Raw genomic sequence first — 26,553 nt, 5'->3', positions numbered from 1 at the left:
CGTTGTGCCCGGAGTTCTAGCTGCGCTCGAACCCGCGCTTCAACTCCCAATCGGTGACTCGCCGGTCGTATTCGAACTGCTCCCAGTTGCCGGTATGCACGTAATGCCCGATCACCGGCTCGCCGAACGCCTCGCGCAGCATGCTCGAGTTCTGCATCGCGGCGATCGCGTCGCGCAGCGTCTTGTGCACTTCCCGCAGCTTCTCGCCGACATAGGCGTCGCCGGTGAAGGCCGGCTCCAGCGGCAGCTTGTCCTCGACCCCTTTCAGCCCGGCCGCGATCAGCGCCGCGTAGGCGAGATAGGGGTTGAGGTCCGCCCCGCCGATCCGGCACTCGACGCGCACCCCCTTGGTGTTTTCGCCGCAGAGGCGAAACCCCGCCGTGCGGTTGTCCGACGACCAGATCGCCTTGGTCGGCGCGAAGGTTCCGGCCTGGAAGCGCTTGTAGGAGTTTATGAATGGCGCGAGGAAATAGGTGATGTCGCCGGCATAGGTCAGCAGCCCCTGCATGAAATGCTTCATCAGGTCGGACATGCCGAGCTTGTCCTTGCTGTCGATGAAGGCGTTCTTGCCGGCTTTGGCGAGGCTCATGTGGATGTGGCTCGATGAGCCGGCGAGGCCGAAATCCCACTTGGCCATGAAGGTGATGGCTTTGCCGTGGTTATGCGCGATTTCCTTCATCGCGTTCTTCATCACCACATGCCGGTCCGCCATGGTCAGCGCATCCGCATAGCGCACGTTTAGCTCTTCCTGGCCGGGGCCCCATTCGCCCTTCGAGTTCTCCACCGGAATGCCCGATGCCTGCAACTGCCGCCGCATGTCGCGCAGCACCCCTTCTTCCTTGGTGGTCTGGAAGATGTGGTAATCCTGGATGTAGTAACCGGCGGTGGTGAGGTTCCGATAACCCTTGTCCCAGGCCGAGCGGAAGCTCTCGTCGAACAGGTAGAACTCCAGCTCCGAGGCGAAATTTGCCGTCAGGCCGAGCTTTTCCAGCCGCTTCAGCTGCGCCTTGAGGATGGCGCGCGGGCTATGCGGGATCGGCTCGTGATGGTGGTGGTCGACGAGGTCGGCGAGGATGATCGCCGTGCCATCCAGCCAGGCCGCCTTCATCAGTGTCCCGAGGTCGGGCTTCATGACGAAATCGCCATAGCCCTTGGCCCAGTTGGCCGCCTCGTAGCCGGGCACCGGCTCCATGTCGATATCGTTGGCGAGCAGGTAGTCGCAGCCATGCGTCTCGTCGATCGCCCCGTCGAGGAAGAACTCGGCCTGGAAGCGCTTGCCGATCAGCCGGCCCTGCATGTCGGGAAACGCCACCAGCACGGTGTCGATGGTGCCGGCTTTCACGTCGGCCTTCAGTTGATCGAGCGTATAGGCGGCTTGCGCCATGGCAGAACTCCCTCAGAACGCTGGTCTTGTTGTTGGTAAGGGGGCCGCAGCGCCGGGCCGCGGCCCCCTTGGTCGCTATTTCTTGGCGTGTTCGAGCGCGAACTCTTCCTCGGGCGAGAGGATGAGCTTGTGTCGGCCGACCAGCGCGAAATAGACGATGCCGACGGCGCACCAGACGATCACCCAGATCACGCCCTTGAAGAAGTTCGGATCCTGGATCTGGTAGCCCAGCGTCACGGCGGCGATGATGATGGTCACCACCGCACCGGGAACGCCCACCGGGCTTTTGAACGGCCGCTCGATGTTGGGCAGCTTGCGCCTGAGGATGATGAAGCTCAGCGCCTGCGCGATATAGCTCAGCATCGCACCGAACACCGCCATGTTGAGCAGCACCGAACCGATGATGTCGTCACCCAGCTGCGTTTCGCCACCGCCGCCGCCGCCATTGGCGTACCAGATCACCAGCATCACGCCGAGACCCAGCGCCGCGCCCGCGATCATGGCGAAATGCGGGGTCTTGTACTTGGCATGCGTCTCCGACAGCGCCGACGGGAAGTAGCCGGCGCGGCTCAGCGAATAGACCTGCCGGCCCTGGGCGTAGAGGATGGTGTGGAACGAGGCGACGAGGCCGATCAGCGCCACGACGCCGAAGGCCGAAGCGGCCCAGCCCACATCCGGGAACATGGCGCGGATACCGTCGAGCGCCGGCTCCAGCGACGAGCCCAGCGCGAACGAACCGACCCCTGCGATCGAGGGGTTGAGCAGCACCACGAGGAAGGCCGAGAGCGCCAGCGTCGCAAAGCCCAGCATGATGCCACGCGGCATATCGCGCTTCGGATCGACCGATTCCTCGGCTGCCAGCGGCACCTGCTCGATGGCGAGGAACAGCCAGACCGCGAAGGGCAGGGTGGCGAGCACGCCGCCAAAGCCCTTGGGGAACCAATCGCCACCGCCTTCCGGCAGCTCGGAGCCATCAGGCGCGATGTTCAGCGCCCAGCGTGAGAAGTCGATATGTCCGAAGGCGCTGATGTAGAAGAACGCCAGCCCCGCCAAGGAGATCAGCGTCACCGCCAGCGTCACCTTGTAGCTCAGCGCCACCCCGAAAATGTTGAGCGCGAGGAAGATGGCGTAGAACACGATCCATAAGACCGGGTAGAGCGATGTATCGAGCCCGGTGATCGAGCCGAAATACGCCGAGATGAACGTGCAGATCACCGCCGGCGTCAGCACGTACTCGACGTTCTCGAACAGCCCGGTGACGAACCCACCCCAGGGCCCCATCGAACTGCGAGCGAACGAGTAGGCGGCGCCGGTATGGGGCAGCGCCGGGCTCATCTCGGCGATCGAGAAGGTCAGGCCCAGATACATGATGGCAATGATGATGCCGGCCACCAGCATGCCGCCCCAGCCGCCGGTGGCGAAGCCGAAATTCCAGCCCGAAAAGTGGCCCGAGATCACCGCGCCGACGCCCAGCGCCCAGAGTGACCAGATGCCGGCATAGCGCTGCAGGCCGCGCTTTTCGAAATAGGTCTTGTCGCGGCTGGCGTATTTCACACCACCCGCCTGCGTGCCCGTGGCACTAGACGGAATGTCAGCCATCAAACCCTCCTGTGAACTGACGTGTTCTGGTCGGTCGGCGATGTAGCCGCTGCCCCGCCGCGCGACCCAAGCGCGGCAGTGAGGCAGCGGGCCAGCCGGGCGGCCCACAGGCTCACCCCTTCTGGTTCGAGAATTTCGTTGTGCCGGATCTCGATCATCGACGATTCGAGTCCTCGCCCGTCGCCGTGATGCTCAAGGGTGTAGGTGACGCCGTTGAGCGCCGAGTAGGGCTGGTTCCAGCCGATATCGAGGCTCGCCTCGTCGGCCGCCAGCGCCTCGCGCAGCGCCGCGGTGAACCGATCGTCCCGTCCGTGGATCAGCCCGATCGGCCATGGCCGCGGCACATCCTTGTAGACCGGGGTGAACGAATGCACCGTCACCAGCACCGTCTCGATCCCCGCGGCCTTGCGTCGGTCGAGCACATCCTGCAGCGCCCTATGAAACGGCGCGTGGTACGCCCCGATCCGCTCCGCCCGCTCGTTGTCGCCGATCCCCTTGTTGCCGGGGATGTCGGTTCGCTCCGACACCACCGGGATCAGGTCCGGCGCGTCATGGTCGCGGTTGCAGTCGATCACCAGCCGGCTGACCGTCGAGGCCACCAATGGCGCGTCGAGCAACTCGCTGAGCCCGAGCGCCACCGCCATCGCGCCCGGGTCCCAGGCGACATGCATCAGCCGCTGGTGCGGCGTCAGGCCAAGGTCACCATAGTGGTCGGGGAAGCGGTTCGAGGCATGGTCGCAGGCCAGCACGAAAGGCGATCGCCCCTCGGTGTTGAACACCAGCACTGGCGGAATGACGCTCGCCTCGTGGTTCGCGCCGGCCTCGTGGCCCACCATACTGACCCCTGTGGGACGTGCCGGCCCCCAAAGCCTTCGCCCCTGCTGTTCGCGCCGTACGAGGCTTCCGTACGGTTCGTTAACGAGCAGTTGACGGGTTTTTGACCGTCTGGTCAATCCACCCGCTACATCTCGCTGTGGGACTTCATGAAGGCCTGCGGCGCGACGACAATCTTGCCGTCCACCGCGCCGATCAGCTTGTCGTCCTTGCCCTCATAACTGAGCGCCTGCAGCACGGAACGGATGATCCCCAGCCGCCCGCGCTTCTTGTCGTTGTTGAACACGATCCGCCACGGCGCATGCTCGGTGTGGCTCGCCTCCAGCATGCGGTTGCGCGCTTTGGTGTAATCGTCGAAGCGCTTCAGCGCCTCGAGGTCGATCGGCGACAGTTTCCACACCTTCAGCGGATCATGCCGCCGGTCGTGAAAGCGCTTCAGCTGCATCTCACGGCCGATGGTCAGCCAGAATTTGAACAGGTGGATGCCGTCCTCCACCAGCATCTTCTCGAAATCCGGCACCGCCCCGAGGAAGCGCGTGGTCTCCTCCGGTGTGCAGAACCCCATCACCGGCTCGACGCCCGCCCGGTTGTACCAGGAGCGGTCGAACAGCACCTGCTCGCCCGCCGCCGGCATCCAGTCGACATAGCGCTGGAAGTACCATTGCGTGCGTTCGCGATCCGATGGCTTGGGCAGGGCGACCGACATGTTGAAGCGGGGGTTGAGGTTCTCGAGATAGCTGGCGATCGAGCCACCCTTGCCGGCCGCGTCGCGCCCCTCGAACACGATGACGATCCGCTTGCCGGTCTTCTGCTGATCGTGCTGCAGCAGCGCCAGCTGCCGCTGCACCTGCAGCATCTCGGCCTCGTAGACGTCCGAATCCAGCTTCTCGTCATAGGGAAAGCCCCCGCTTTCGAGCGCCTTCTTTTTGATCGAGCGGGGCAGCACCGGGTCTTCGAGGTCGAAGCCCTCCAATGCGTCGGACATGAACGAACTCCGTGGCCTGTCATGACGGTGTCACAACCGTGCTATGAACACCCCCGTCTGGCAAGCCGGGGTGAATCGCCCCGTGGGCTCCAAGGAAGGCTCGATGGCGGAAGAAGCGCAGCGCTCGGCGACGGGGATCACGTGGCTCGATACGGTCAGGGCCCGGCTTTACGGCCGGCTGCTGATGCTGCTCGCCATGGGCCTGGTGTTCATGACCCTGGCCGGGCTCAACCTCATCGATCCCTGGCTCGACATCCTCGCCTACGCCGTCATCGTCGCCATCGCCGCGGTGGTGCCGGAGACTAGCGAGTCGGCGAGTGGCGTGGCGCCCGGCGCCAGCACCACCGAGCTCGCCTTTGCCGATGCCGTCCGGCACTTTGCCGATGCGCTGCCCGACCCCTCGATCGTCATCGACCGGCGCAGCGTGATTGTCCATCTCAACGGGCACGCGGCGCGGCACTTCCCCGGTGTCGTCGCCGGCAGCCCGATCGCCTTCACCATGCGTTTTCCGCAACTGCTCGCCGCCATCGAGGCCGCCCGGCTCGGCGCGTCGCAGACCATCGAGCTGCACCAGACTGTCCCCACCGAGACCTGGTACAAGGCCACCGTGGCGCCGCTCGCCGCCGGCGATCCGCTCAATGATGGCGTGTTGGTCATCACGCTGCAGAGCCAGACCGAGGAAAAGCGCCTCGAGATGCTGCGCACCGATTTCATCGCCAATGCCAGCCATGAGCTCCGCACCCCGCTGACGTCGTTGGTCGGTTTCATCGATACGCTGCTCGGCCCCGCCGCCAACGACAAGGAGGCCCGCGAGCGCTTCCTCGGGCTGATGCGCGGCCAGGCCGCCCGTATGGCCAAGCTGATCGAGGATCTCCTGTCGCTGAGCCGCATCGAGATGCGCCAGCACATGCGGCCCACCGCTCCGGTCGAACTGGGCGCGTTGCTGCGCGAAGTGGCCGAGGGCCTCAACAAGCTCGCCGAAGATACCGACACCAAGCTCAGGGTGCAGGCGCCGGATGAACCGGTCACCGTCAGCGGCGATCGCGACGAGCTCTACGAGGTGTTCGAGAACCTCATCGACAACGCCATCAAGTACGGTGCCGACGGGGATACCATCGACATTACGCTGTCGCCCGATGCCGGTCGTCGCGGTTTCGATGCCATCGTCTCGGTAGTCGATCACGGCGTTGGGGTCGCCGCCGAGCACGTGCCGCGCCTCACCGAACGCTTCTATCGCGTCGATGCCGATACCAGCCGCAAGAAGAAGGGCACCGGCCTCGGCCTCGCCATCGTCAAGCACATCGTTACCCGCCATCACGGCGTACTGACCATCAAGAGCCAGCCGGGGCAGGGCACTCGCGTCGACGTGCTGCTCAGAAAATGACAGTTGCCCGGCTTTCCACAGGCCGCAATCTCGGTTCCAGAGAATAGCGCTTATAGATCAAAGATCTAGGCTGTCACAGAAATGCAATCCCAGTGTCATAAAACCTTGTGACAACGCCCCTAGGTTCCGCCTTGCAGACAGGGCGGCCGGAGGAACCGGGACCGTCGACTGGCCTGAAAGGGCCGATCCTTCCGAAAGGGAACATCATCATGAAGATTGCAGTTTTCGCGAGCGCCGCGGTTATCGCGCTTGCCGCTGGCCTTGGTGCCGCCGCGGCGCGCGACCAGGTCCAGGTCGCCGGTTCGTCCACCGTTCTCCCCTATGCCAAGATCGTCGCCGAGTCGTTCGGCGAGGCCTTCCCGGACTTCAAGACCCCGGTCGTCGAGTCCGGTGGTTCGGGCGCTGGCATCAAGCAGTTCTGTGAAGGCGTCGGCGAAGACAAGATCGACATCGCGAACTCCTCGCGTCCGATGAAGGCCGAAGAGCTCGAGACCTGCAAGACCAACGGCGTCGCCGACGTCGAGGAAGTCAAGATCGGCTATGACGGCATCGTCTTCGCCACCGACACCGCCGGCCCGGATTTCGCCATCCAGCCCGCCGACATCTACAAGGCTCTCGCCGCCCAGGTCGTGGTTGACGGCAAGCTCGTCGACAACCCCTACACCAAGTGGAACGAAGTGAACGCGGCGTTCCCAGAGTGGGATATCGCTGCCTACATCCCGGGCGAGAAGCACGGCACCCGCGAAGTGTTCGAGACCAAGCTCCTCGACGCCGGCTGCGACAAGGACGCCCTGAAGGCCGCTGGCGTGGCTGACGATGCCGTTGCCAAGGCCTGCATCGCCATCCGCAAGGACGGCAAGGCCGTCGACATCGATGGCGACTACACCGAGACCCTGGCGCGCATCGACAGCAACAAGACCGGCGTCGGCGTCTTCGGCCTCGCCTTCTACGAGAACAATGCCGACAAGCTGAAGGTTGCGACCGTCGGTGGCGTCGTCCCCTCGACCGAGACCATCTCGTCGGGTGAATACCCGGTCAGCCGTCCGCTGTTCTTCTACGTCAAGAAGGCGCACATCGGCGTCATCCCGGGCCTCAAGGAATATGTCGACTTCTTCATCTCGGACGACATGATCGGGCCGGACTCGCCGCTCGCTCAGTATGGCCTCGTGGCGGCTCCCGATGCGGAGCGCGAAGAGATCCGCGCCAAGTTCGAAGCCGGTACGGCTCTCTGATACGACGTCTCGGCGCGGGCTCCATGGGCCCGCGCCGTCTCCCCGCATAGCGGGTCTACCCGCCCGTAGTGGCGGTCTAACCGGGGCAAGTGAGGCGTCATGTCAGCAGGCTGGGTAGTTGCAATCGTTCTGGCCATTGGTGCCTTGGCCTATTTCTTCGCCGCCCAGCGCGCCCGCGTGCAGCGCGACGGCACTGACCGGTCCAAGGAAGTCGCGCACTCGCTGCCGACCTATCACGGCTGGCTCGCCTTCATCTTCGCCACCGTCCCGGCGCTGCTGGTCTTTCTCGTTGTCAGCTCCATCTCGGCCGGCCTGCTCGATAGCCGCATCCGCTCAGAGGTCACGGCCCACATCGCCGACCCGGCAGCCGCCAGCCTTTCCATCGGCATTGTCCGCAATGCGTCGAACGCACTGACCCAGCTTGATCTGTCGGGCGCCAATGTCCCGACCTCCTATGCGGCGCTCCGCGACATGGCGACGTCCGCGGGCATCAGCCTTGCCGAGAGCGGCGAGGACTACATGGTGCCGCTCGCCGCCGGCGTGAATGCCGATGCCGGCGTCCACAAGCTGATCGGCCAGGGCCTGACACTGCTGCTGGCGCTCGCCGGCGCTGCCCTCGCCTATTCCCGCATCCGGCTGCGCCTCAGGGCCCGCAACCAGGTCGAACGGGTGGTGCTGTGGTCGCTGCTGGCTGCCTCGACGGTCGCCGTCCTCACCACTGTCGGCATTATCCTGTCGATGCTGGGCGAGACCATCCACTTCTTCTCCGACGTCAACCCGCTGACCTTCTTCTTCGGCACCGTCTGGGATCCGCGTTTCGCCGCAGCCGGCTCCAGCGGCAGCGAGGGCCAGTTCGGCCTGATCCCGCTGCTCATGGGTACGCTCTACATCGCCCTGGTCTCGATGCTGTTCGCCGTGCCGGTCGGTCTGATGGCCGCCGTCTATATGGGCGAATACGCCTCGAACCGGGTGCGCTCGACGGTCAAGCCGCTGCTCGAACTGCTCGCGGGCATCCCCACCATCGTCTACGGCATCTTCGCCGTGGTGACGCTCGGGCCGTTCTTCCGCGATCTTTCGGCCGCGCTCGCCGGTGGCTTCTCCTTCATCCAGGCGCAGTCGGTGTTCACCGCCGGCATCGTCATGGGCGTGATGCTGATCCCGGTGGTCTCCTCGCTCTCCGATGACGTGATCACCGCCGTGCCCCGCGCCATGCGTGACGGCTCGCTGGCGCTTGGCGCCACCCGGTCGGAGACCATCCGCAAGGTGATCCTGCCGGCCGCGCTCCCCGGCATCGTCGGCGCGCTGCTGCTCACCGCCTCGCGCGCCATCGGCGAAACCATGATCGTGGTGCTCGCCGCGGGTGTCGCCGCCCGCATCAACTTCAACCCGTTCGAGGCGATGACCACCATCACGGTCAAGATCGTCAACCAGCTCACCGGCGACCTCGAGTTCAACTCGCCGCAGACCCTGGTTGCCTTCGCCCTCGGCCTCACCCTCTTCACGCTGACGCTCGGCATGAACGTCTACGCGCTCTACATCGTGCGCAAGTATCGGGAGCAGTATGAATGACCGACGCAGCCTTGCCCCACGCCACTGTGGCCACCGCGGCTTCGGCCCGTCGTGATTTCGGCCTGAGGCGCCGCCACGCCGCCGAGTTCCGTTTCCGCCTCTATGGCATCGTGGCCATCATCATCGGCCTCGGCTTCCTTGCCATCCTGCTGGTTTCGATCTTTTCGAAAGGTTACACCGCCTTCGTCCAGACCGCGATCACCGTGCCGGTCGAGTTCTCTGCCTCGATCATCGACAAGGACAACGAGCGCGCCACCAACCCGCGCGTCCTCGTCTCCGCCAACTACCCGATCATCGCCCGCAACGCCGTGGCCAAGGCGCTCGGCGTCTCGACCGACGACAAGGCGGCAATGCGCGACATCGCCAAGTTCGTCTCCGATGGTTCGCGCTCGACGCTGCGCGAGATCGTCGTCGCCGACCCCTCGGTGATCGGCACCACCCGCAACGTCACCCTGCTCGCCGCCGCCGATATCGACAGCGCCAACAAGGGCCAGATCGATCTCACGGTGCCCCAGGATAAGCGCAAGGTCTCCGACCAGCAGGTCGCCTGGCTCGATCAGCTGAAACAGGAAGGCGCCATCTCGACGCCGTTCAACTGGGGCCTGCTCACTTTCGGCGCCTCCAGCCGCCCCGAGACCGCCGGGCTCGGCGTGGCGCTCGTCGGCTCGCTCTACATGATGGCAATCGTGCTGCTCTGCGCGCTCCCCATCGGCGTTGCCGCCTCGATCTATCTCGAGGAGTTCGCCAAGAAGAACCGCTTCACCGACTTCATCGAGGTGAACATCAACAACCTCGCGGCGGTGCCCTCGATCGTCTTCGGCCTGCTCGGGCTGGCGGTGTTCATCAACTTCTTCGGTATGCCGCGTTCGGCGCCGATCGTCGGCGGCCTGGTCCTCACGCTGATGACCCTGCCCACCATCATCATCGCCACCCGCGCCGCGCTGCGCTCGGTGCCGCCCTCGATCCGTTCGGCTGCGCTGGGCATCGGTGCCTCGAAGATGCAGATGGTGTTCGATCACGTGCTGCCGCTCGCCACCCCGGGCATCCTTACCGGCACCATTATCGGCCTCGCCCGTGCCCTGGGTGAAACCGCGCCGCTGCTGCTCATCGGCATGGTGGCCTTCGTCGCCGACCGCCCGACGACGCCGCTCGATCCGGCGACCGCTTTGCCCGTGCAGATCTACATGTGGGCCAACGAGGCCGAGCGCGCCTTCGTCGAGCGCACCTCGGGCGCCATCATCGTGCTGCTGCTGTTCCTCGCCCTGATGAACCTCGCCGCCATTCTCCTCCGCCGCCGCTTCGAGCGCCGCTGGTAACCCCTGACCTGGATGACCGACATGTCCCTCGAATCTGCTGCGACCCTTGCCGCTCCCGTCTCGCGTCCTAACGCCCTGCCGAAGATGACCGGCGAGAATGTCGGGGTGTTCTATGGAGCCAAACAGGCGCTGTTCGACGTCAACCTGAAGATCGAACAGTTCAACGTCACCTCGCTGATCGGCCCTTCGGGCTGCGGCAAGTCGACATTTCTCCGTTCGCTCAACCGCATGAACGACACCATCGACGGCTGCCGCGTCACCGGCAAGATCAACCTCGACGAGGACGATATCTACGACCCGTCGATCGACGTGGTGGAACTGCGTGCCCGCGTCGGCATGGTGTTCCAGAAGCCCAATCCGTTCCCCAAGTCGATCTACGAGAACGTCGCCTACGGCCCCAAGATCCACGGCATCGCCCGCAACAAGGCCGACCTCGATGAGATCGTGCATTCCTCGCTGCGCCGCGCCGGCCTGTGGAACGAAGTGAAGGACCGCCTGCAGGAGCCGGGCACCGGCCTTTCCGGTGGTCAGCAGCAGCGCCTCTGCATCGCTCGCGCCATCGCCACCAAGCCCGAAGTGCTGCTGATGGACGAGCCCTGCTCGGCGCTCGATCCGATCGCCACCGCCGTCATCGAGGAACTGATCGACGAGCTGCGTGAGAACTTCACCATCGTCATCGTCACCCACTCCATGCAGCAGGCCGCCCGCGTCAGCCAGAAGACCGCGTTCTTCCACCTCGGTAAGCTCATCGAGGAAGGCAAGACCGAGGACATCTTCACCAATCCCAAGAACAAGCAGACGCAGGACTATATTACCGGCCGTATCGGCTGACCCGAGAGGAACTCGAGAATGGCATCGCTCAACGAGCACATCGTTTCCTCTTACGAGGACGAACTCACCAACCTCAACAAGGCAATTTCCGAGATGGGTGGCATGGTCGAACAGGCCATCACCGAGTCGGCCGTCGCCTTGCTCAAGCTCGATCACAAGCAGGCCCAGGACGTGCGCCTGTTCGACAAGAAGATCGACGAGATGCAGCAGCGCATCAATGACGCGGCGGTGTCGATCATTGCGCGCCGCCAGCCGATGGCGGCGGACCTGCGCATGGTGGTGACCTCGATCCAGGTCGCCAATGACCTCGAGCGCACCGGTGATATGGCCAAGCAGTTGGCCAAGCGCGCCATGCAGATCGAGTCCCTCGGTCTCGCGCCAAAATTCTACAATGGCGTCAAGCACATGAAGGAACTGGTGGCGCGGCAGCTGAAGAGTGCCATCGATGCCTACCTCAACCGCGACTCTGCTGCGGCCGTCGAGGTCTGCAGCCGCGATGACGAAGTCGACGCGATGTACAACTCGCTGTTCCGCGAACTCCTCACCTATATGATGGAAGATCCGCGCAACATCACGCAGTGCACGCACCTGCTGTTCTGCACCAAGAGCCTCGAGCGCGTCGGCGACCATGCGACCAACATCGCCGAAGCTGCCTACTACCTCGAAACCGGTCGCCACCTCGGCGCCGAGGAACAGCAGCGCCAGCCGCGCTAAGTCCCTTCGCCGTCTCATTGCGACGGCGAAGGTCTAAGCCTTTGATTTACAGAGCTTTCAGGTCCGTAGCTTTCCTGAAAGCGCTCTAGGGGTGATCCGATGTCAGCCACCATCCTGATCGTCGAAGACGAAGCCGATCTGGCCGTCCTGCTGCGCTACAACCTCGAAGCCGAAGGCTTCCGGGTCGCCACTGCCGCCTCGGGCGACGAGGCGGTGGAGCGCATCCGTGACGGCGTTCCGGACCTCATCCTGCTCGACTGGATGTTGCCGGGCCTTTCCGGCATCGAACTCTGCCGCCGCTGGCGCTCACGCGAGGAAACCGCGCGCACCCCGATCATCATGATCACCGCCCGCGGCGAGGAAGAAGAACGCGTCCGTGGCCTTGCCACCGGCGCCGACGATTATGTGGTGAAGCCGTTCTCGATCCCCGAGCTGCTGGCCCGCATCAACGCGCTGCTCCGCCGTTCGAGCCCGCAGCTCGTCACCGCGGTGCTGAAGGCCGGCGACCTCGAGCTCGATCGCACCAGCCACCGCGTCCGGCGCGGCGGCCGCGAGGTGCATCTCGGTCCCACCGAATACCGCCTGCTCGAATACCTGATGCGCCACCCCGGCCGCGTCTACTCCCGCGAGCAACTGCTCGACGGGGTCTGGGGCAACGACGTCTATGTCGACGAGCGCACCGTCGACGTGCATGTCGGGCGCCTGCGCAAGGCGATCAACCGCCACCGCGACGCCGACCCGATCCGCACCGTCCGCGGCGCCGGCTATGCGTTTGACGAGCGGTTTGCGGCGGTCAGCTGAGCGCCAACGTCGAGCGTGGGGCCACCCCCACCCTTGATCCCTCCCCACAAGGGGGAGGGAGACGATGGAACCGAGACCGTGAAGCAATCGCCTCCCTCCCCCTTGTGGGGAGGGAATGAGGGTGGGGGTGCCCTACGCTCTGATGTGGAGCCCCCTAAATCACCCGCTCCGCGCAGATCCGATAACTGTCCGCCCACGGCCGCAGCTGTTCGAACGCCGCGCTGGCCGCCAGCACATCGGCATCGGCATAGCGCCGGCCGATGATCTGCATGCCGACCGGCAGCCCATCCACCAGTCCGGCCGGGATCGACGCGGCGGGATGCCCGGTGAAGTTGAGCGGGTAGGTGAGGCACCAGCCGATCCCCTGGTCGACCGCCTCGCCGTTCACCTCGCGCGGCCCGTGCGTATTGCCGCCAACCTCGTTCTTCACTGGCAGCGCGGCAACCGTGGGGGTGATCACCAGGTCATAGGTGGCGAAGGCGGCCTGGAAGGCGTCGTAGATTTCCGACCGCATGGCCTGGTCACGGCGGAGGTCGGCTGCAGTCATCGTCTGGCCGTAGCTTTCGATCCAGTGCAGGTACTCCGGCGGGAAATCGCCGCGGTGGTCTGCCAGGAGGTCGAGCCCGCCGGCTTTCACCGCCTCGAGCGTCCCCATGTTGAGCGGCATCATCAGCCGTAGCCAGAGCTCGCTCAGCTCGCGCTGCGAGTAGCGGATGCCGAGCTTGATCTCTTCGACCTCCGCGCCCGCCTCGCTGAACGCCGCGACGGCCCGCTGCACCGTCTCCGCCACCCGCGGATCGACCGGGAACACATCGAGGTTGGGGCTGTAGCCGATCCGGAACCCCTTGATCGACTGCTTCAGCGCACCGAGATAGTCGACCGTCTCGCTAAGGCTCAGCGGATCGCGCGGGTCATAGCCGCCGAGCACGCTCATCGCCAGCGCCGCATCCTCGACCGTGCGGGTGATCGGCCCCTCGAACACAGAGGGCAGGTCGCCGGCAAAGGCATTGGGTCGCATCACCACCGGCACCCGCCCGAAAGCCGGCTTGTAACCATAGACGCCGCACCAGGCTGCCGGGATGCGGATCGAGCCGCCGGCATCGGTGCCCTCGGCGATGGAAACCAAGCCGTCGGCGACGATCGCAGCGCTGCCGCCCGAGGAGCCGCCCGGGTTGCGTGTCGTATCGAACGGGTTACTGGTCGCCCCGAACAGGTAGTTGTCGGTCACCCCGCGCAACCCCATCACCGGGGCATTGGTCTTGCCCACGAGGATTGCGCCGCCCTTTTCGATCCGCTCGGCGAACGGGCAGTGGAACTGCGCGATGTTGTCTTTGAGCGCCCGCACCCCCCCAAAGGTCGTCGGCCAGCCGGGCTTGAAATCGAACAGGTCCTTGATCGCTGCGGGTACCCCGTGCAGCGGCGGCAACGTCGCACCGCTCATCACCGCCGCCTCGGCTGTTTTCGCCTCGCGCCGCGCATCGTCGAAGCCGAGATAGATCAGCGCATTGAGGCTCGGGTTGCGCGCCTCGATCCGGCTGATGGTCGCCTCCATGAGCTCGACCGGCGACACTTCGCGCTGGCGAATCCGCCGCGCCAGTTCGGTGGCGCTCAGATAGGAAAAGTCGCTTGTCGGCATGTTTGCCCCCCGCTTGTTGTTGAGGGGGATACTCGACAGGAAGCGCGCCCCGCACAATGCACCGTTCGACGGGGCAGCGGGCGCCTACCATACCAATTCCCGCTTGCCTTAACCCGCTGCTTTTGTTCAGGTCTCCCGCCGGTCAGCGGCGAGGGAAGCGGACTATGAAGACAGCATTGGTCGTATGGGGCGGGCTCGAGCTGCACGAGCCCGAAAAAGGCGCGCATATCGTGCGCGAAATCCTCGAGGGCGAGGGTTTTGAGGTCGATGTCACCGGCGACTACACGGCGCTCGGTGGCGAAAGTGTCGGCTCCTACGACCTGATCGTGCCGCAGATCACCGGCGGCGAGCTCGACCGCGAGAACTCCATCCGCTTCTGCGCCGCCGTCGAAGCCGGGACCGGCCTTGCTGCTTTCCACCACGGCCTCGCCACCAGCTTCCAGGGCAATGCACGGATCCGCTTTCTCGGCGGCTGCACCTTCGCCACCCACCCGGGCGATATCATCAGCTACCAGGTCGACCCCAAGGTGACGGACGACCCGATCATGGCGGGCATCAAGAGCTTCGAGCACACCTCGGAGCAGTACTACATGCATGTCGACCCCACCGTTGAGGTGCTCGCCACCACCACTTTCTCGGGCGAGCACGCCTTCTGGAAGAAGGGCGCCGAGATGCCGGTAGTCTACAAGTCCGCTTATGGCCGCGGTCGCGTCTTTTACACGGCGCTCGGCCACAAGCCGGCCGAGCTAGACAAGCCCGAGATCAAGACCATCCTGCACCGGGGGCTGCTATGGGCGGCCCGCTGATCCCCTCCCGTCCGGTCGGCGCGACCGGCCCCGAGATCAGCCGCATCGGCTTCGGCGGCGCGCCGCTCGGCGACCTCCGGCGGGCACCGACCGATGCCGGGGCCCGCGAAGTGCTTGAGGCCGCCTGGGATGCCGGTATCCGCTATTTCGACACCGCCCCGTTCTACGGCGCCGGCCTGTCGGAGCGTCGGATTGGCGATTTCCTGCGCGATAAGCCGCGGGATAGCTATGTGCTTTCGACCAAGGTCGGCCGGTTGCTGGTCCCCGACCGCGCCTTTTCGATGGAGCGTCACGGCGATCCACGCGCCCTGCCGTTCCGGCCGAAGTTCGATTTCACCTATGACGGGGTGATGCGGAGCTACGACAACTCGCTGCAGCGGCTGGGGCTCGAGAGCATCGACATCCTGTTCCTCCACGATATCGGCGCCTTCAGCCAGCGCGAGCGCCATGCCGAGACCATGAAGCAGGCACTCGAAGGCGGCGGTATCCGTGCGCTCGAAGAGCTGCGGGCCTCGGGGGCGGTGCAGGCCATCGGGGCGGGGGTCAACGAGTGGCAGATCATCGATGAGCTGATGAACCATGCCCGCTTCGATATCTTCCTGCTCGCCAATCGCTACACCCTGCTCGACCAGCAGGTGATCGACACCCTGCTGCCGCGGGTGAAGCGCGAAGGCGTGGCGATTGTCGACGGCGCCCCGCTCAACAGCGGTATCCTCGCCACGGGTCCGGTTCCCAACGCGATTTATGACTATGCGCAGGCGAGCCCCGAGATGATCGAGAAGACCCGCCGCATCGAGGAGTTGTGCAGCAAGCACGGCACCACGCTGATCCGCGCTGCCCTCAACTTCCCGCTCGGCCATGAGGCGATCACCGCCATCATCCCCGGCTTCTCCAATGTTGCCGAGTTCAACGACAATCTCGCCGGCTACCGCAAGCCCATTCCCGACGCGCTCTGGGCCGAGCTCCGCGAGGCGGGCCTGCTGCATCCGAAAGCGCCTGGCCCCGTTACCCCGGTCCTGGCGTAAGATAGGCTTCAACGTCCAACCCCCGGAGGCCCCATGGGCGAACGCATCAAACTCACCGCTGCCGATGGCTTCGTCCTCAACGCCTACCGCGCCGCCCCGGAAGGCAAGCCGCGTGGCGGCGTGGTGCTGATCCAGGAGGTCTGGGGCCTCAGCAACTGGATCCGCAGTGTTGCCGACCGCTGGGCCCGCCACGGCTACCTCACCATCGCTCCGGCGATGTTCGACCGCGCCGAGTATGGCTTCGAGAGCGAGAACTATGGCGCCGACCACTTTCCGCTGGTCGGCGAGCTGATGAAGAAGTTCTCGATGGATAGTGCCATGACCGACGTCGAAGCCGCCATCGCGGCCGCTTCCGAAGCCGGCAAGGTGGGCATCACCGGCTACTGCTTCGGCGGCCGCGTCAGCTGGATCGCCGCCAGCAAGCTTGAGGGCCTCAGCGCTGCTTCCGGCTACTATGGCGGTGGCGTGCCGAACTATATCGAGCTGACACCCAAGGTGCCGATCGAGATGCATTACGGCGACAAGGACCAGGGCATCCCGCTCGAGCAGGTCGAGCAGTTGAAGGCCCGCCACCCCGAAGCCGACATCTACGTCTACAGCGGTGACCACGGCTTCTGTAACAGCGACCGGCCGGAAAAGTTCGACGAAGCCTCGTGCACCAAGGCCTCGGTGCGCTCGCTGGAGTTCTTCCATAAGCACCTCTGACCTCGCCCGTCACCTCGCCTATCTCAAGGAGGCAGCGGCCGACGCCAAGAAGGCCATGCTGTCGCGCCGGAAGGCGATGCTCGCGGCCCATCTCGTCGATGCCTACGCCGACCGGGTCTTCAGCTCCCGCGCCGAGCCGGCGGCCGATGTGCTGGAATTTCGCTCCGGCTTGGCCGGCGCCCACCCGGCGCTCGCCACCATCTTCGAGGTGGTCGCCGGCCGCGCCCAGCTCGTCACCGAAGCCGTCGAAGTGCCGCTTGTCGACTACGGCAAGCTCGGCGTCGAGGATTTCATGGTCAGCCTCTACAACGGCCACACCGTGCAGCGCCTGCGGATCATTGGTCCGGATGGCAGCCGGCAGGACGTGCATGAGGTGCTCGCGGCGGCGGTGGCCTACCTTGGAGGTGAGGGGGCAGCGCGCTAGTTCGAGGGGGTGGCACCACCCCCTCCGAGCTTCGCTAGTTCGCTTGCGCTCACAAGCTGCGCTTGCCTCCCCCATCGAGGGGGAGGTGGGGGCCGGTGCGTGGATTGGATCGTGCCTCACACACTGAACGGCACCTCCCCCTTGATGGGGGAGGATGGGAGGGGGTGGGGCGGCAGGCGGGGTGGGGCGGTTGAGGTTCCAGACTGGCTCGACTACTGCTTCATCGCCTCCAGCAGCTCCAGCAGTTTCTGCGTCGTCTGCCAGCTGCGGATGGTCATCGATTTATAGAGCGGGGACTCCATGATCTTGCTGAGCCGGCTCTTGGTCCGCTCGGCGCTGAGCCGCTGCGAGTAGATCATGCCCTCGCCGGGCCACACCTGGTCGACGCCATCGCGCGGCTTGAACAGAGCAAAGGCCTCGTCGCGGTCGATGTCCATCAGGAACACCGCATCGCTGTGATATTTGTCGGGCGTGTCGCCGAACCCTTTGGGGCGTTTGTCGACAATCGCCTTTATCTGGTCGTGGCTGAGCACCAGCACTTTGACCAGCTCGTCATCCAGCTTGAACGCCGAGGTCAGCCCGTCCTCGATCTTTCGGGCGATGCTCGAGGCCGTGAGTTGCGAGCGGAACATGGCGTTGCCTGAGGCGATGTAGGTCGAGACATCCTCGAGCCCGATCTCCTCCAGCAGTTTCTTCAACCCCGCCATCGGCACCTTGTTCTTGCCGCCGACATTGATGCCGCGCAGCAGCGCCAGGTACGTCGTTGTCGCCATGCTGTCCTCCCGCTTCGCTCAGACGCTACAAACGACAAAGGCCGGGATTGCTCCCGGCCTTTTGGTGAAACCTCAAGCGATGCTCAGCGCTTCTTCTTGTCGATCTGGTGGTAGGCCCGGCGCGAGTGGAACTCGCAGTAAGGCTTGCCCTCGTTCGAGTGCTGGCCGCAGAAGTAGAAGTCCGGGGTCAGCGGATCGCCGATCGGCCACTTACAGGTGTGTTCGCTGAGCTGCAGCAGGGTCAGCCGCTGTTCCACCGGAATGAAGAGTTCGGCCGCCTGCGGCGCCATCTCCATCTCGACCGCGAATTCCTCTTCCATCTTCAGCGCCGTCGCGCCGTGAATGGCACCGCCACCGCCGCCGCCCCCGACATTCATCGAGTTGCGGGTCTTCATCACCGTGCCCAGCCCGCTCGAACGCGAGGTGCTGGCAGGCGACGAGACGCGACGGGCAGCCGGGCGCGGTGCGCTGCGCACCCGCGGGGTCGACGTCGCCGGTTTGGCACGGCCCGAGAGCTTCAGCCGATGCACCTTGCCGATCACCGCATTACGGGTAACGCCTTCGCCCAATACGCCCGCGATCTGACTGGCGCTCAGCCCCTCAAGCCAAAGTTTCTTGAGCAGCTCGACGCGTTCTTCAGTCCAGCCCATCAACTATCCGCTCCTAAACCGCCATTCAGGACTCTGACAGACTCCTCAGCCGTGCCGTTGCCTCAGCAACAGCCCGATACGCTACGCATCGTAGGTCTGATGGGTCCGCCACACGAGATATCGTGTCCCAATGCCTTGATACTACACGGGTCGCGGAATCCGGTGCAAGAGTCGCCGCCGTTTTACACGGGGAAAAAGCGTCTGCAATTTGGCCGTCGTCGGAAGCCGCTTCAAATCAGGCACTTGAGGGTGGCAAGCCCCGTTTCCGTTGACTTAAGTACTCCACAAAGGCATATGGAGAGCCTGCAACGCGCCGCATTTTCGCAGCGCGTTTTTGGTTTTTGTGGGGCTTTTGCAACAGTCCCGGAACGAGCCCATGAAAGGGGTGCGAAGATGTCTGCGCTGTACGGTACGTATGCCCGGTCCGACCTCGCTTTTGAGCGGGGCGAGGGCGTGCGATTGTTCGCGCAGGACGGCACGCCCTACCTCGATTTCCACGCCGGCGTGGCGGTCAATGCGCTGGGCCACGGCGACCCGCACATGGTGGCGGCGCTGAAGGCGGCGGCCGAGAAGGTCTGGCACACGGCCAACACCTTCACCATTCCCGAGCAGGAGCGGCTCGGCCAGCGGCTGGTCGAGAACACCTTCGCCGACGCGTGCTTCTTCACCAACTCGGGTACCGAGGCGGTGGAGTGCGCGGTCAAGACCGCCCGGCACTATTTCTGGGCCAAGGGTGAGACGGACCGCTACGAGATCATCGCCTTCACCGGCTCCTTCCATGGCCGCACCATGGGCATGATCGCCGCCTCCGGCAACGAGCACTATCTCGAAGGTTTTGGCCCGGCGCTTGAAGGCTTCAAGCATCTGGCGCCCGGCGACCTGAAGGCCGTCGAGGCCGCGATTACTCCCAAAACCTGCGCCATCCTTATCGAACCGGTACAGGGCGAGGGCGGCGTCACCGCCATGACCGCCGAGTACATGCGGGGCCTGCGCGCCCTCTGCGACAAGCACGGCATGCTGCTGATCCTCGATGAAGTGCAGTGCGGTTACGGCCGCACCGGCAAGTTCTTTGCCTATGAGTGGAGCGGCATCGAGCCCGACATCATGGCCGTCGCCAAGGGCATCGGCGCCGGCTTCCCGCTCGGCGCCTGCCTCGCCAAGGGCGAGGTGGCCAACTCGATGATCCCCGGCACGCATGGCTCGACCTATGGCGGCAACCCACTGGCCTCGGCCATGGGCAATGCGGTGCTCGACCGCATGCTGGCGCCCGGCTTCTTCGATCATGTCGACAAGATGGGCCAGCGGCTCAACTGGCACCTGCAGCAGCTGGCGCAGCGCTTCCCGAGCCAGGTGCTCGAGCTGCGCGGCAAGGGCCTGCTCGCCGGCATCCGCATCGCCTCGCCAGTGCGCGACGTGGCAGCGCGGCTGCGTGACGAGCATCACATGCTGGCCATGACCGCCAATGAGAACGTGCTGCGCCTGTTGCCGCCGCTGGTGGTGACTGAAGCCGATATCGAGGAGGCCGTAGGCAAGCTCGCGGCCGTCTTCGAGGCCATCGAGGCCGAAGCCCCCAGCAAGGCGGCAACTGCCTGATCCCATTCACGGCACGCGATCTGAAGGGCGGGAGACAGCAGCTCCCGCTCGGCGCGTTCCGAAAAGGAGAGGTCCCAAAATGACCGCTACCCCACCTAGGCACTTCCTCAATCTCGACGATTTCGATGCCACGACGCTGCGCGGCATGCTCAACCAGGCCGTCGAACTCAAGGACCGACTGAAAAAGGGCGATCGACCGCTGCTCCTCAAGGACAAGGTGCTGGCGATGATCTTCGAGCGCCAATCCACCCGCACCCGCGTCAGCTTCGATGTCGGCATGCGCCAGCTCGGCGGCGAGACCATCTTCCTCACCGGCCAGGAAATGCAGCTGTCCCGTGAGGAAACCCTCGCCGACACCGCCAAGGTGATGTCGCGCTATGTCGATGCGATCATGATCCGCATCCTCACCCATCAGGATCTGCTCGACCTGGCCGAGGCCGCCACCGTGCCGGTGATCAACGGCCTGACCCGCCGTGCTCATCCCTGCCAGGTGATGGCCGACGTCATGACCTTCGAAGAGCACCGCGGGAACATCAAGGGCGCCAAGGTGGCCTGGGTCGGCGACAGCAACAACGTGCTGGCCAGCTGGGTGAACGCCGCCGAGCTGTTCGGCGCCGAGCTCACCATCGCGGTTCCGGAGGAATATGCCCCGGAAAAGGACCTGCTCGCCGACATCAAGAAGGCCGGTCCGGCCGTCCGGCTGATCGAGGATCCCGAGGAAGCGGTGCGCGGCGCCGACCTCGTCATCACCGACACCTGGGTGTCGATGGGCGATACCGATGCCGCCGAGCGTCGCCGGGCCTTGAAACCCTACCAGGTGAATACCCAATTGATGGGCTTGGCCGAAAAGGACGCGCTGTTCATGCACTGCCTTCCGGCCCATCGCGGCGACGAGGTGACCGACGAGGTCATAGACGGGCCGCAATCGGTGGTCTTTGATGAAGCCGAAAACCGGCTTCACGCCCAGAAGGCGATCCTGTGCTGGGCACTGGGCCAAGACCGGCAGAACATCTAGTCGTTCTGCGATACTATTATGCGCGACACGAACCAGCGCGGGACCTCGATCCGATAGCGGAGCGGGGTCGCTTCCGCGAGATTGGATTATGGATGACTCAGACTGAGCTCAGCACCTATGGCCTCGATCGCCCGGAGTCGGGCGATGATGTCGTGGTGCCCTTCACCCTCGATGGGCTCGACAGCCGTGGCCGTGTGGTTCGCCTTGGGCCGGCGCTCGATGCGATCCTCACCCGCCACAACTACCCCGCTCCGGTGGCGCGCCTGCTCGGCGAAGCCGTGGTGCTGGCCTCGCTGATCGGCTCCTCGCTGAAGTTCGAGGGCCGCTTCATCATGCAGACCCAGACCGATGGGCCGGTGAACCTGATCGTCGTCGACCTCGATGCGCCGGATGGCCTGCGCGGCTATGCCCGCTTCGATGCCGACGCGGTGATGATGGCGATCGAGCGCGGCGAGACCAAGCCGGGGCAACTGCTCGGCAAGGGTCACCTTGCCATGACCGTCGACCAGGGCGTCCATATGGAGCGCTATCAGGGTATCGTGGCGCTCGAGGGCGGTACGCTCGAGGATGTGGCGCATGCCTACTTCCAGCAGTCCGAGCAGATTCCGACCCTGGTGCGCCTCGCCGTCGCCGAGCATTCGGTGCGCGGCGCCGGTGGCCCGCAATGGCGGGCCGGTGGCGCGCTGGTGCAGTTCCTGCCGCCGCACGGCCAGTCGGTGATGCCGGACCTGCCGGGCGACGGCGATTTCGACAACCCTGAGATGGTCGACCCGGATTTCGTCGAAGACGACAAGTGGACGACCACCCGGGCGCTGCTGTCGACCGTCGGCGACGACGAGCTGGCCGACCCCGACGTCTCTGCCGAGCGGCTGTTGTTCCGGCTGTTCCACGAGACCGGCGTCCGCGTCTTCGAGCCGATCGCGCTCGAGGAGCGCTGCACCTGCTCGGCCGAACGGATCGAGGCGATGCTGCGCGACAATTTCTCGGCCGAGGAACGCCAGGAGATGGTGGTCGACGGTGAGATCGAGGTGGTCTGCGAGTTCTGCTCGGCCGACTATCACTTCAAGCCGCACGAGTTCGACGAGCAGCACCCGCACCAGCATTAGGCGGCTCTCTTACCTGAGCGTGCAGTCGGCGGCCCTCTCCCGTTTACGGGGGAGGGCACGCCGACTGCTGGTTTTAGCGATGAACTCAAGTGCCCCAGCCAGTGGCCACAAGCGCACGTGACTCCGCCTCCACAACGGGAGTAAAATCCCCTTGTCAGCGGAGGCCTCCCATGTCCGACGCCACACATCCCCGGTTCGGCTCCGACGAGTACCGCGCGCTTGGCTCGCTCGCGGTGACCCTGCTGGTCATGGCCGTGTTGCTGTTCCTGCCCGCCGGCACGCTCGAGTGGCCTCGGGCCTGGTGGTACCTCGCGATCTTCGTCGCAGCGATCCTCGTGGCGATCGTCTACATCTGGCGGGTCGATCCCGAACTCTTCGCCATCCGGCGCAAGCCTCAGGCTGGCAGCAAGTCATGGGACCTCGCCTTCGTCGCCGTGACCCTCACCTCGATGGCCGCCATCCTGCCGGTGGCCGGGCTCGACTATCGCTTCGGCTGGTCGCAATTGCCAGATGGGGTGGTCTGGCTTGGTTATCTGATCTTTGCCGCCGGCTTCTGCCTCACCGCCTGGGCGCAGGGCGTCAACCGGCACTTCGAACTCACGGTGCGCATCCAGACCGATCGGGGGCACCAGGTCATCGACGCCGGCCCTTACGCCACGATCCGCCATCCCGGCTATATCGGCGGCGTGGCGCTCGGCATCGGCACGGCGCTGGCGCTGGCCTCGCTCGTGGCGGTCATCCCAGCCGCCATCTGTGCCGTTGCCCTGGCGCTGCGCACCCTCGCCGAGGAAGCAACTCTCAGCGAGGAGCTAAAGGGTTACTCCGGCTACATGCAGCGGGTCCGTTTCCGCTGGATTCCGGGCGTCTGGTAACTCCAGGCCACCGCCTCACTCGCTGGCCAGCGCCACCACCGGATCGAGCCGCGCTGCCGAACGCGCCGGCATGAAGCCGAACAGCACGCCGATCAGGCTCGACGAGACGAACGCCGCGATGATTGTCGTCGGCGAGTAGATGAAGCTGAGCCCGCTCACCAGTTTCTCGACGCCGAAACCGATCCCCAGTGACAGCAGAACGCCCACCGTGCCGCCGATCAGGCAGACCAGCACCGCCTCGATCAGGAACTGCTGCAGGATATCGCCCTGCCGTGCCCCGACCGCCATGCGCACCCCGATCTCCCGGGTCCGCTCGCGTACCGACACCAGCATGATGTTCATCACGCCGATGCCGCCGACGATCAGTGAGATCACCGCGATCGCCGAGATCAGCAGCGTCAGGGTCTGCGAGGTCGACTGGATGGTCTCGCGGATCGTGTCGGTGTTCTGCAGGCTGAAATCCACCGTGCCGTGCCGCTGCTCGAGCAGCGCCTGGATCTCCGCCTGTGCCTCGGTGACATCGGCGCTGTCGGCGATGCGGACGGTGATGCTCGAGAGCCAGCTCTGCCCCAGGATCCGCGACATCGCCGTGGTGTAGGGCATCCAGATGCTGATCGAACTCGACTGCGGGCCGAAATTGTTGGTGCTCGCCGCCACTACGCCGATGATCCTCAGCGGCACGTTGCCGACCAGCACCACTTGCCCGACCGCATCTTCGCCATTGGTGAACAGCGTGTCGCGCGCCGTGGTGTCGATCACCGCCACCTGCGCCAGCGCACTGGTGCTGGCCGCATCGAAGGCTGCGCCTTCGACGAAGCTGCGGTTGTTCACCCGGAAGTAGTCGGCGCCGACGCCCTGGATCTGCGCTGCGGCGCTGACATTGCGATAGCGCGCCTGGCCGCTGCTCGACACCTGCGGCGTCACACTGTCGGCGAATTTCTCGGCCGCAATGGCCGCGGCATCCGCCGGCACCAGCGTGCGGATCGCATCGCGCCGCCGGTCCGCAGCGCTGGTGCCGGGCATGACGTTGATGGTGTTGGTGCCGATCGAGCTGATCCGGTCGAGTACCGTCTGCTGGCTGCCTTGCCCCAGCGCCACCACTGACACCACCGAGGCGATGCCGATGATGATGCCGAGCATGGTGAGGAAGGTGCGCAGCCGATGGCTCGACAGCGCCCTGAGCGCCATCTGGAACGCCTCGCCGACCCGGTCCAGCGCCTCGCGCCAGCGCGGGACCCGCCTGATCGTCTCCGCGGCCTTCTGCACCGGCGGGGCAGTTTCATCCTTGCGCCGGTCGGCGACGATCACGCCGTCGCTCAGCTCCACCACCCGGTCGGCCTCAGCCGCGACGGTCGGATCGTGGGTAACGATGATGATGGTGTGGCCTTCGGCGTTGAGCTCCTTGAGCAGCGCCATCAGCTCCTTGCCGCTTTTGGAATCGAGCGCTCCGGTCGGCTCGTCCGCGAGGATGATCTCGCCGCCATTGATCAGCGCTCGGGCCACGCTGACGCGCTGCTGCTGGCCGCCGGACAGCGCGTTCGGCCGGTGCGTCAGGCGCTCACCCAGCCCCAGCCGTTCCAGCAGCTGGTGGGCCCGCTCCCGCCGCGCTTGTTTCCGGGCGCCCGCATAGATCGCCGGCACCTCGACATTCTCGAGCGCATCGAGATCGGCCAGCAGCTGGTAGCGTTGGAAGATGAAGCCGAAATACTCGCGGCGCAGTTCGGCCAGCTCATCGGGCTGGAGCCGCGCGATGTCGCGTCCGGCCAGCCGATATTCGCCGGTCCAGCCATTGTCGAGGCAGCCCAGCACGTTCATCAGCGTCGACTTGCCCGAGCCTGATTGGCCGATGATGGCGATCATCTCCCCGGCCGCGATGTCGAGGTCGATATCCCTGAGCACCGTGATGCTCTCGGCCCCGATCGGATACTCCCGGCGCAGTTGCCGGATGGAAATCAGCGGTTCGGTCATCGCCGCGGCCTCAGCGCCCGAACCCGCCCGGCGGGCCGCCGCCGGCGAGGATGTTCCGGTTGGCGCCCTGGCCGTTACCGTTGCGGGCCGCCGGAGCGGCTGCCGTGGAATTGACCACCAGATCGCCTTCGTCGAGGCCCGAGAGCACTTCCGCCGTCACGTTGTTGTTGAGCCCGATGGTGACCTGCTTAGGCTCGGCCGCCTCCTTCTGCTGGTCCCACACCTGAAGCGTGTAGCTGCCGTCGCGGCCCTTGCGGCCGAGCACCGAGGCCGGAACCGTCAGCACGTCATCGGCCGATTTCAGCACGATCGTCACCTGTGCCGTCATCGAGATGCGCAGCCTATGGCCGGGGTTATCCACGTCGAACAGACCATTGTAATAGACTGCAGTGCTCGATGAGCTCGATGTGGTGTCGTCCGAGGCGATCGAATCCGGCGCCGGCTCGACCGCGCGGAGCGTTGCGTTGATGCGGGTATCCGGGTCACCGAGGATGGTGAAATAGACCAGCTGTCCCGGTTCAACCCGCGGCACGTCTGCCTCCGAGATCTCGGCCTTCACCACCATCTTGTCGAGGTTGGCGAGCTTGACGATGGTCGGCGACGAATTGTTGGCGTTGACCGACTGCCCGACCTCCACCGACACGGCGACCACCGTGCCGTCGGAAGGGGCCACGATCTTGGTGCGGTCGAGGTTCAGCTCCGCCGCTTCGACATTGATCTGGGCCTGCTGGATCTGCGCCTCGATCGCCTGCAACTGGCCTTCGGCCGTCTGCACCGCCAGTTGCGCCGTCTGCAGGTCGGCGTCCGAGATCAGCTTTTGCGGGCTGAGCTTCTCGGCCCGGTCCAGGGCGGTCTTGGCTTGTCCGAGGTTAGCGGTCTGGATGGTCTTCTGCGCCTCGGTATTGGCGAGCGAGGCCTGCGCCGCCTTCACCGCGTTCTGCTGGTTCAGCGAGTCGATTTCGGCGATCACGTCGCCGGCCTTCACGTCGTCGCCGAGCTGAACATTGAGCGTCTTGATCCGACCCGAAACTTCGGCGCCGACGCTGACCAGCGAACTGGCCTGGATCACCCCGGACGCGAGCACCGTCTCCTCGATAGTGCCGCGCGCCACCGGCGTTGTGCGTGGCACCTCATCCTTGGCAGGTACACTGAACACCAGCCAGCCGGCGCCGCCCGCGCCGAGCAGCACCACGAGGACGATCCATTTCAACCACCGCTTCATCGCCGCACCTTCGAAGCCCAATACCCATTGCGCTTAAAGTAGAGCGCACCGGTCAAGACGTCGCATTAGAGCTTGGTAAGGTGGGTGAATTCTTCGCAAGGTCGGGTCG

The 26,553-nt window shown here is 65.1% G+C and carries 24 protein-coding genes; 15 read left to right on the top strand and 9 right to left on the bottom strand.

Annotation, left to right across the window (positions count from 1 at the left end; all coding sequences use genetic code 11):
• Positions 1 to 16: 16 nt before the first annotated feature.
• The 4 genes from ASC89_RS23860 to ppk2 form a co-directional block, all read right to left on the bottom strand.
• Positions 17 to 1,384 carry a glutamine synthetase family protein gene (locus ASC89_RS23860; RefSeq protein ID WP_056002647.1) on the bottom strand — a complete coding sequence of 456 codons (1,368 nt, stop codon included), beginning with the start codon at positions 1,382 to 1,384 and terminating at the stop codon, positions 17 to 19.
• Positions 1,385 to 1,459: 75 nt separating this feature from the next.
• Positions 1,460 to 2,983, bottom strand: coding sequence for an amino acid permease (locus tag ASC89_RS23855; RefSeq protein WP_056002644.1), 1,524 nt, complete (start codon positions 2,981 to 2,983; stop codon positions 1,460 to 1,462).
• Complete coding sequence (locus ASC89_RS23850) at positions 2,983 to 3,819, bottom strand: N-formylglutamate amidohydrolase (RefSeq protein WP_055887837.1); 837 nt, start codon at positions 3,817 to 3,819, stop codon at positions 2,983 to 2,985. The genes ASC89_RS23855 and ASC89_RS23850 overlap by 1 nt, the downstream gene beginning before the upstream one ends.
• A 125-nt stretch (positions 3,820 to 3,944) precedes the next feature.
• On the bottom strand, positions 3,945 to 4,802 hold the full coding sequence (gene ppk2, locus ASC89_RS23845) for a polyphosphate kinase 2 (RefSeq protein ID WP_056002641.1): 858 nt from the start codon (positions 4,800 to 4,802) through the stop codon (positions 3,945 to 3,947).
• 103 nt (positions 4,803 to 4,905) lie between these two features.
• Between ppk2 and ASC89_RS23840 the strand changes: the two genes are divergently transcribed.
• The 7 genes from ASC89_RS23840 (at position 4,906) to phoB (ending at position 12,649) form a co-directional block, all read left to right on the top strand.
• Complete coding sequence (locus ASC89_RS23840; protein ID WP_055887831.1) at positions 4,906 to 6,186, top strand: ATP-binding protein; 1,281 nt, start codon at positions 4,906 to 4,908, stop codon at positions 6,184 to 6,186.
• Between the two features lie 209 nt (positions 6,187 to 6,395).
• Positions 6,396 to 7,418, top strand: coding sequence for a PstS family phosphate ABC transporter substrate-binding protein (locus ASC89_RS23835; RefSeq protein ID WP_056002638.1), 1,023 nt, complete (start codon positions 6,396 to 6,398; stop codon positions 7,416 to 7,418).
• A gap of 99 nt (positions 7,419 to 7,517) precedes the next feature.
• Positions 7,518 to 8,987, top strand: a complete 1,470-nt coding sequence (gene pstC / locus ASC89_RS23830; RefSeq protein WP_056002635.1) for a phosphate ABC transporter permease subunit PstC — start codon at positions 7,518 to 7,520, stop codon at positions 8,985 to 8,987.
• Positions 8,984 to 10,303, top strand: coding sequence for a phosphate ABC transporter permease PstA (gene pstA / locus ASC89_RS23825; protein WP_055887821.1), 1,320 nt, complete (start codon positions 8,984 to 8,986; stop codon positions 10,301 to 10,303). Before pstC ends, pstA begins: the two co-directional genes overlap by 4 nt.
• A gap of 21 nt (positions 10,304 to 10,324) precedes the next feature.
• A complete protein-coding gene (gene pstB, locus ASC89_RS23820; RefSeq protein WP_055887818.1) occupies positions 10,325 to 11,134 on the top strand; it encodes a phosphate ABC transporter ATP-binding protein PstB in 810 nt (269 codons plus the stop codon).
• An 18-nt stretch (positions 11,135 to 11,152) separates the two neighbouring features.
• On the top strand, positions 11,153 to 11,848 hold the full coding sequence (phoU, locus tag ASC89_RS23815) for a phosphate signaling complex protein PhoU (protein ID WP_055887815.1): 696 nt from the start codon (positions 11,153 to 11,155) through the stop codon (positions 11,846 to 11,848).
• Between the two features lie 99 nt (positions 11,849 to 11,947).
• Positions 11,948 to 12,649 (top strand): phosphate regulon transcriptional regulator PhoB, encoded by a 702-nt coding sequence (gene phoB / locus ASC89_RS23810; protein ID WP_055047977.1) that lies wholly within the window; start codon positions 11,948 to 11,950, stop codon positions 12,647 to 12,649.
• 154 nt (positions 12,650 to 12,803) lie between these two features.
• Here the strand turns inward: phoB and ASC89_RS23805 are convergent, their stop codons facing one another.
• Positions 12,804 to 14,285 (bottom strand): amidase, encoded by a 1,482-nt coding sequence (locus ASC89_RS23805; protein ID WP_056002632.1) that lies wholly within the window; start codon positions 14,283 to 14,285, stop codon positions 12,804 to 12,806.
• A 164-nt stretch (positions 14,286 to 14,449) separates the two neighbouring features.
• Here ASC89_RS23805 and ASC89_RS23800 point away from each other — a divergent pair, with 164 nt between their 5' ends.
• Genes ASC89_RS23800 through ASC89_RS23785 form a run of 4 tightly spaced genes read left to right on the top strand, consistent with a single transcriptional unit; the run spans position 14,450 to position 17,245 of the window.
• Positions 14,450 to 15,091 carry a ThuA domain-containing protein gene (locus ASC89_RS23800; protein WP_055887811.1) on the top strand — a complete coding sequence of 214 codons (642 nt, stop codon included), beginning with the start codon at positions 14,450 to 14,452 and terminating at the stop codon, positions 15,089 to 15,091.
• On the top strand, positions 15,076 to 16,116 hold the full coding sequence (locus tag ASC89_RS23795) for an aldo/keto reductase (RefSeq protein ID WP_056002629.1): 1,041 nt from the start codon (positions 15,076 to 15,078) through the stop codon (positions 16,114 to 16,116). Before ASC89_RS23800 ends, ASC89_RS23795 begins: the two co-directional genes overlap by 16 nt.
• Before the next feature lie 33 nt (positions 16,117 to 16,149).
• Positions 16,150 to 16,821: a dienelactone hydrolase family protein gene (locus ASC89_RS23790; protein WP_056002621.1), complete on the top strand. Its 672-nt coding sequence runs from the start codon at positions 16,150 to 16,152 to the stop codon at positions 16,819 to 16,821.
• Positions 16,822 to 16,876: 55 nt separating this feature from the next.
• Entirely contained in the window at positions 16,877 to 17,245 is a 369-nt protein-coding gene (locus ASC89_RS23785; RefSeq protein WP_055887803.1) for a hypothetical protein, read from the top strand.
• A gap of 212 nt (positions 17,246 to 17,457) precedes the next feature.
• On the opposite strand, the gene ASC89_RS23780 is transcribed toward ASC89_RS23785, so the two are convergent.
• Together ASC89_RS23780 and ASC89_RS23775 are read right to left on the bottom strand one after the other, a co-directional pair.
• Positions 17,458 to 18,018: a DUF1697 domain-containing protein gene (locus tag ASC89_RS23780; protein WP_055887800.1), complete on the bottom strand. Its 561-nt coding sequence runs from the start codon at positions 18,016 to 18,018 to the stop codon at positions 17,458 to 17,460.
• An 83-nt stretch (positions 18,019 to 18,101) separates the two neighbouring features.
• Positions 18,102 to 18,668: a GcrA family cell cycle regulator gene (locus ASC89_RS23775; protein ID WP_055887798.1), complete on the bottom strand. Its 567-nt coding sequence runs from the start codon at positions 18,666 to 18,668 to the stop codon at positions 18,102 to 18,104.
• Positions 18,669 to 19,061: 393 nt separating this feature from the next.
• Here ASC89_RS23775 and ASC89_RS23770 point away from each other — a divergent pair, with 393 nt between their 5' ends.
• The 4 genes from ASC89_RS23770 to ASC89_RS23755 all read left to right on the top strand — a co-directional run bounded on the left by ASC89_RS23770 (position 19,062) and on the right by ASC89_RS23755 (position 23,254).
• Positions 19,062 to 20,261 (top strand): aspartate aminotransferase family protein, encoded by a 1,200-nt coding sequence (locus ASC89_RS23770; protein ID WP_055887795.1) that lies wholly within the window; start codon positions 19,062 to 19,064, stop codon positions 20,259 to 20,261.
• A gap of 79 nt (positions 20,262 to 20,340) precedes the next feature.
• On the top strand, positions 20,341 to 21,276 hold the full coding sequence (gene argF, locus ASC89_RS23765) for an ornithine carbamoyltransferase (protein ID WP_055887793.1): 936 nt from the start codon (positions 20,341 to 20,343) through the stop codon (positions 21,274 to 21,276).
• A 92-nt stretch (positions 21,277 to 21,368) separates the two neighbouring features.
• Complete coding sequence (locus ASC89_RS23760) at positions 21,369 to 22,382, top strand: Hsp33 family molecular chaperone (RefSeq protein ID WP_055887790.1); 1,014 nt, start codon at positions 21,369 to 21,371, stop codon at positions 22,380 to 22,382.
• Between the two features lie 170 nt (positions 22,383 to 22,552).
• Positions 22,553 to 23,254, top strand: a complete 702-nt coding sequence (locus ASC89_RS23755; protein ID WP_056002618.1) for an isoprenylcysteine carboxylmethyltransferase family protein — start codon at positions 22,553 to 22,555, stop codon at positions 23,252 to 23,254.
• 15 nt (positions 23,255 to 23,269) lie between these two features.
• Here the strand turns inward: ASC89_RS23755 and ASC89_RS23750 are convergent, their stop codons facing one another.
• Positions 23,270 to 25,222 carry a MacB family efflux pump subunit gene (locus ASC89_RS23750; protein WP_056002615.1) on the bottom strand — a complete coding sequence of 651 codons (1,953 nt, stop codon included), beginning with the start codon at positions 25,220 to 25,222 and terminating at the stop codon, positions 23,270 to 23,272.
• A 10-nt stretch (positions 25,223 to 25,232) separates the two neighbouring features.
• Positions 25,233 to 26,444: an efflux RND transporter periplasmic adaptor subunit gene (locus tag ASC89_RS23745; RefSeq protein ID WP_056003204.1), complete on the bottom strand. Its 1,212-nt coding sequence runs from the start codon at positions 26,442 to 26,444 to the stop codon at positions 25,233 to 25,235.
• Positions 26,445 to 26,553: the final 109 nt, after the last annotated feature.

Source organism: Devosia sp. Root413D1, from assembly GCF_001425235.1.
Classification (GTDB): Bacteria; Pseudomonadota; Alphaproteobacteria; order Rhizobiales; family Devosiaceae; genus Devosia_A.
This window is presented reverse-complemented; position numbering and strand designations above follow the sequence as displayed.

Bases quoted from the DNA above. Each gene is read 5' to 3' on its own strand.
- ASC89_RS23745 (WP_056003204.1), bottom strand. From the start codon at position 26,444: ATGAAGCGGTGGTTGAAATGGATCGTCCTCGTGGTGCTGCTCGGCGCG.
- ASC89_RS23805 (WP_056002632.1), bottom strand. From the start codon at position 14,285: ATGCCGACAAGCGACTTTTCCTATCTGAGCGCCACCGAACTGGCGCGG.
- ASC89_RS23785 (WP_055887803.1), top strand. From the start codon at position 16,877: ATGCTGTCGCGCCGGAAGGCGATGCTCGCGGCCCATCTCGTCGATGCC.
- pstB (WP_055887818.1), top strand. From the start codon at position 10,325: ATGTCCCTCGAATCTGCTGCGACCCTTGCCGCTCCCGTCTCGCGTCCT.
- ASC89_RS23860 (WP_056002647.1), bottom strand. From the start codon at position 1,384: ATGGCGCAAGCCGCCTATACGCTCGATCAACTGAAGGCCGACGTGAAA.
- ASC89_RS23850 (WP_055887837.1), bottom strand. From the start codon at position 3,819: ATGGTGGGCCACGAGGCCGGCGCGAACCACGAGGCGAGCGTCATTCCG.
- pstC (WP_056002635.1), top strand. From the start codon at position 7,518: ATGTCAGCAGGCTGGGTAGTTGCAATCGTTCTGGCCATTGGTGCCTTG.
- ASC89_RS23780 (WP_055887800.1), bottom strand. From the start codon at position 18,018: ATGGCGACAACGACGTACCTGGCGCTGCTGCGCGGCATCAATGTCGGC.
- argF (WP_055887793.1), top strand. From the start codon at position 20,341: ATGACCGCTACCCCACCTAGGCACTTCCTCAATCTCGACGATTTCGAT.
- phoB (WP_055047977.1), top strand. From the start codon at position 11,948: ATGTCAGCCACCATCCTGATCGTCGAAGACGAAGCCGATCTGGCCGTC.
- ASC89_RS23800 (WP_055887811.1), top strand. From the start codon at position 14,450: ATGAAGACAGCATTGGTCGTATGGGGCGGGCTCGAGCTGCACGAGCCC.
- ASC89_RS23855 (WP_056002644.1), bottom strand. From the start codon at position 2,983: ATGGCTGACATTCCGTCTAGTGCCACGGGCACGCAGGCGGGTGGTGTG.
- pstA (WP_055887821.1), top strand. From the start codon at position 8,984: ATGACCGACGCAGCCTTGCCCCACGCCACTGTGGCCACCGCGGCTTCG.
- ASC89_RS23760 (WP_055887790.1), top strand. From the start codon at position 21,369: ATGACTCAGACTGAGCTCAGCACCTATGGCCTCGATCGCCCGGAGTCG.
- ASC89_RS23835 (WP_056002638.1), top strand. From the start codon at position 6,396: ATGAAGATTGCAGTTTTCGCGAGCGCCGCGGTTATCGCGCTTGCCGCT.
- ASC89_RS23755 (WP_056002618.1), top strand. From the start codon at position 22,553: ATGTCCGACGCCACACATCCCCGGTTCGGCTCCGACGAGTACCGCGCG.
- phoU (WP_055887815.1), top strand. From the start codon at position 11,153: ATGGCATCGCTCAACGAGCACATCGTTTCCTCTTACGAGGACGAACTC.
- ASC89_RS23750 (WP_056002615.1), bottom strand. From the start codon at position 25,222: ATGACCGAACCGCTGATTTCCATCCGGCAACTGCGCCGGGAGTATCCG.
- ASC89_RS23795 (WP_056002629.1), top strand. From the start codon at position 15,076: ATGGGCGGCCCGCTGATCCCCTCCCGTCCGGTCGGCGCGACCGGCCCC.
- ppk2 (WP_056002641.1), bottom strand. From the start codon at position 4,802: ATGTCCGACGCATTGGAGGGCTTCGACCTCGAAGACCCGGTGCTGCCC.
- ASC89_RS23840 (WP_055887831.1), top strand. From the start codon at position 4,906: ATGGCGGAAGAAGCGCAGCGCTCGGCGACGGGGATCACGTGGCTCGAT.
- ASC89_RS23790 (WP_056002621.1), top strand. From the start codon at position 16,150: ATGGGCGAACGCATCAAACTCACCGCTGCCGATGGCTTCGTCCTCAAC.
- ASC89_RS23770 (WP_055887795.1), top strand. From the start codon at position 19,062: ATGTCTGCGCTGTACGGTACGTATGCCCGGTCCGACCTCGCTTTTGAG.
- ASC89_RS23775 (WP_055887798.1), bottom strand. From the start codon at position 18,668: ATGGGCTGGACTGAAGAACGCGTCGAGCTGCTCAAGAAACTTTGGCTT.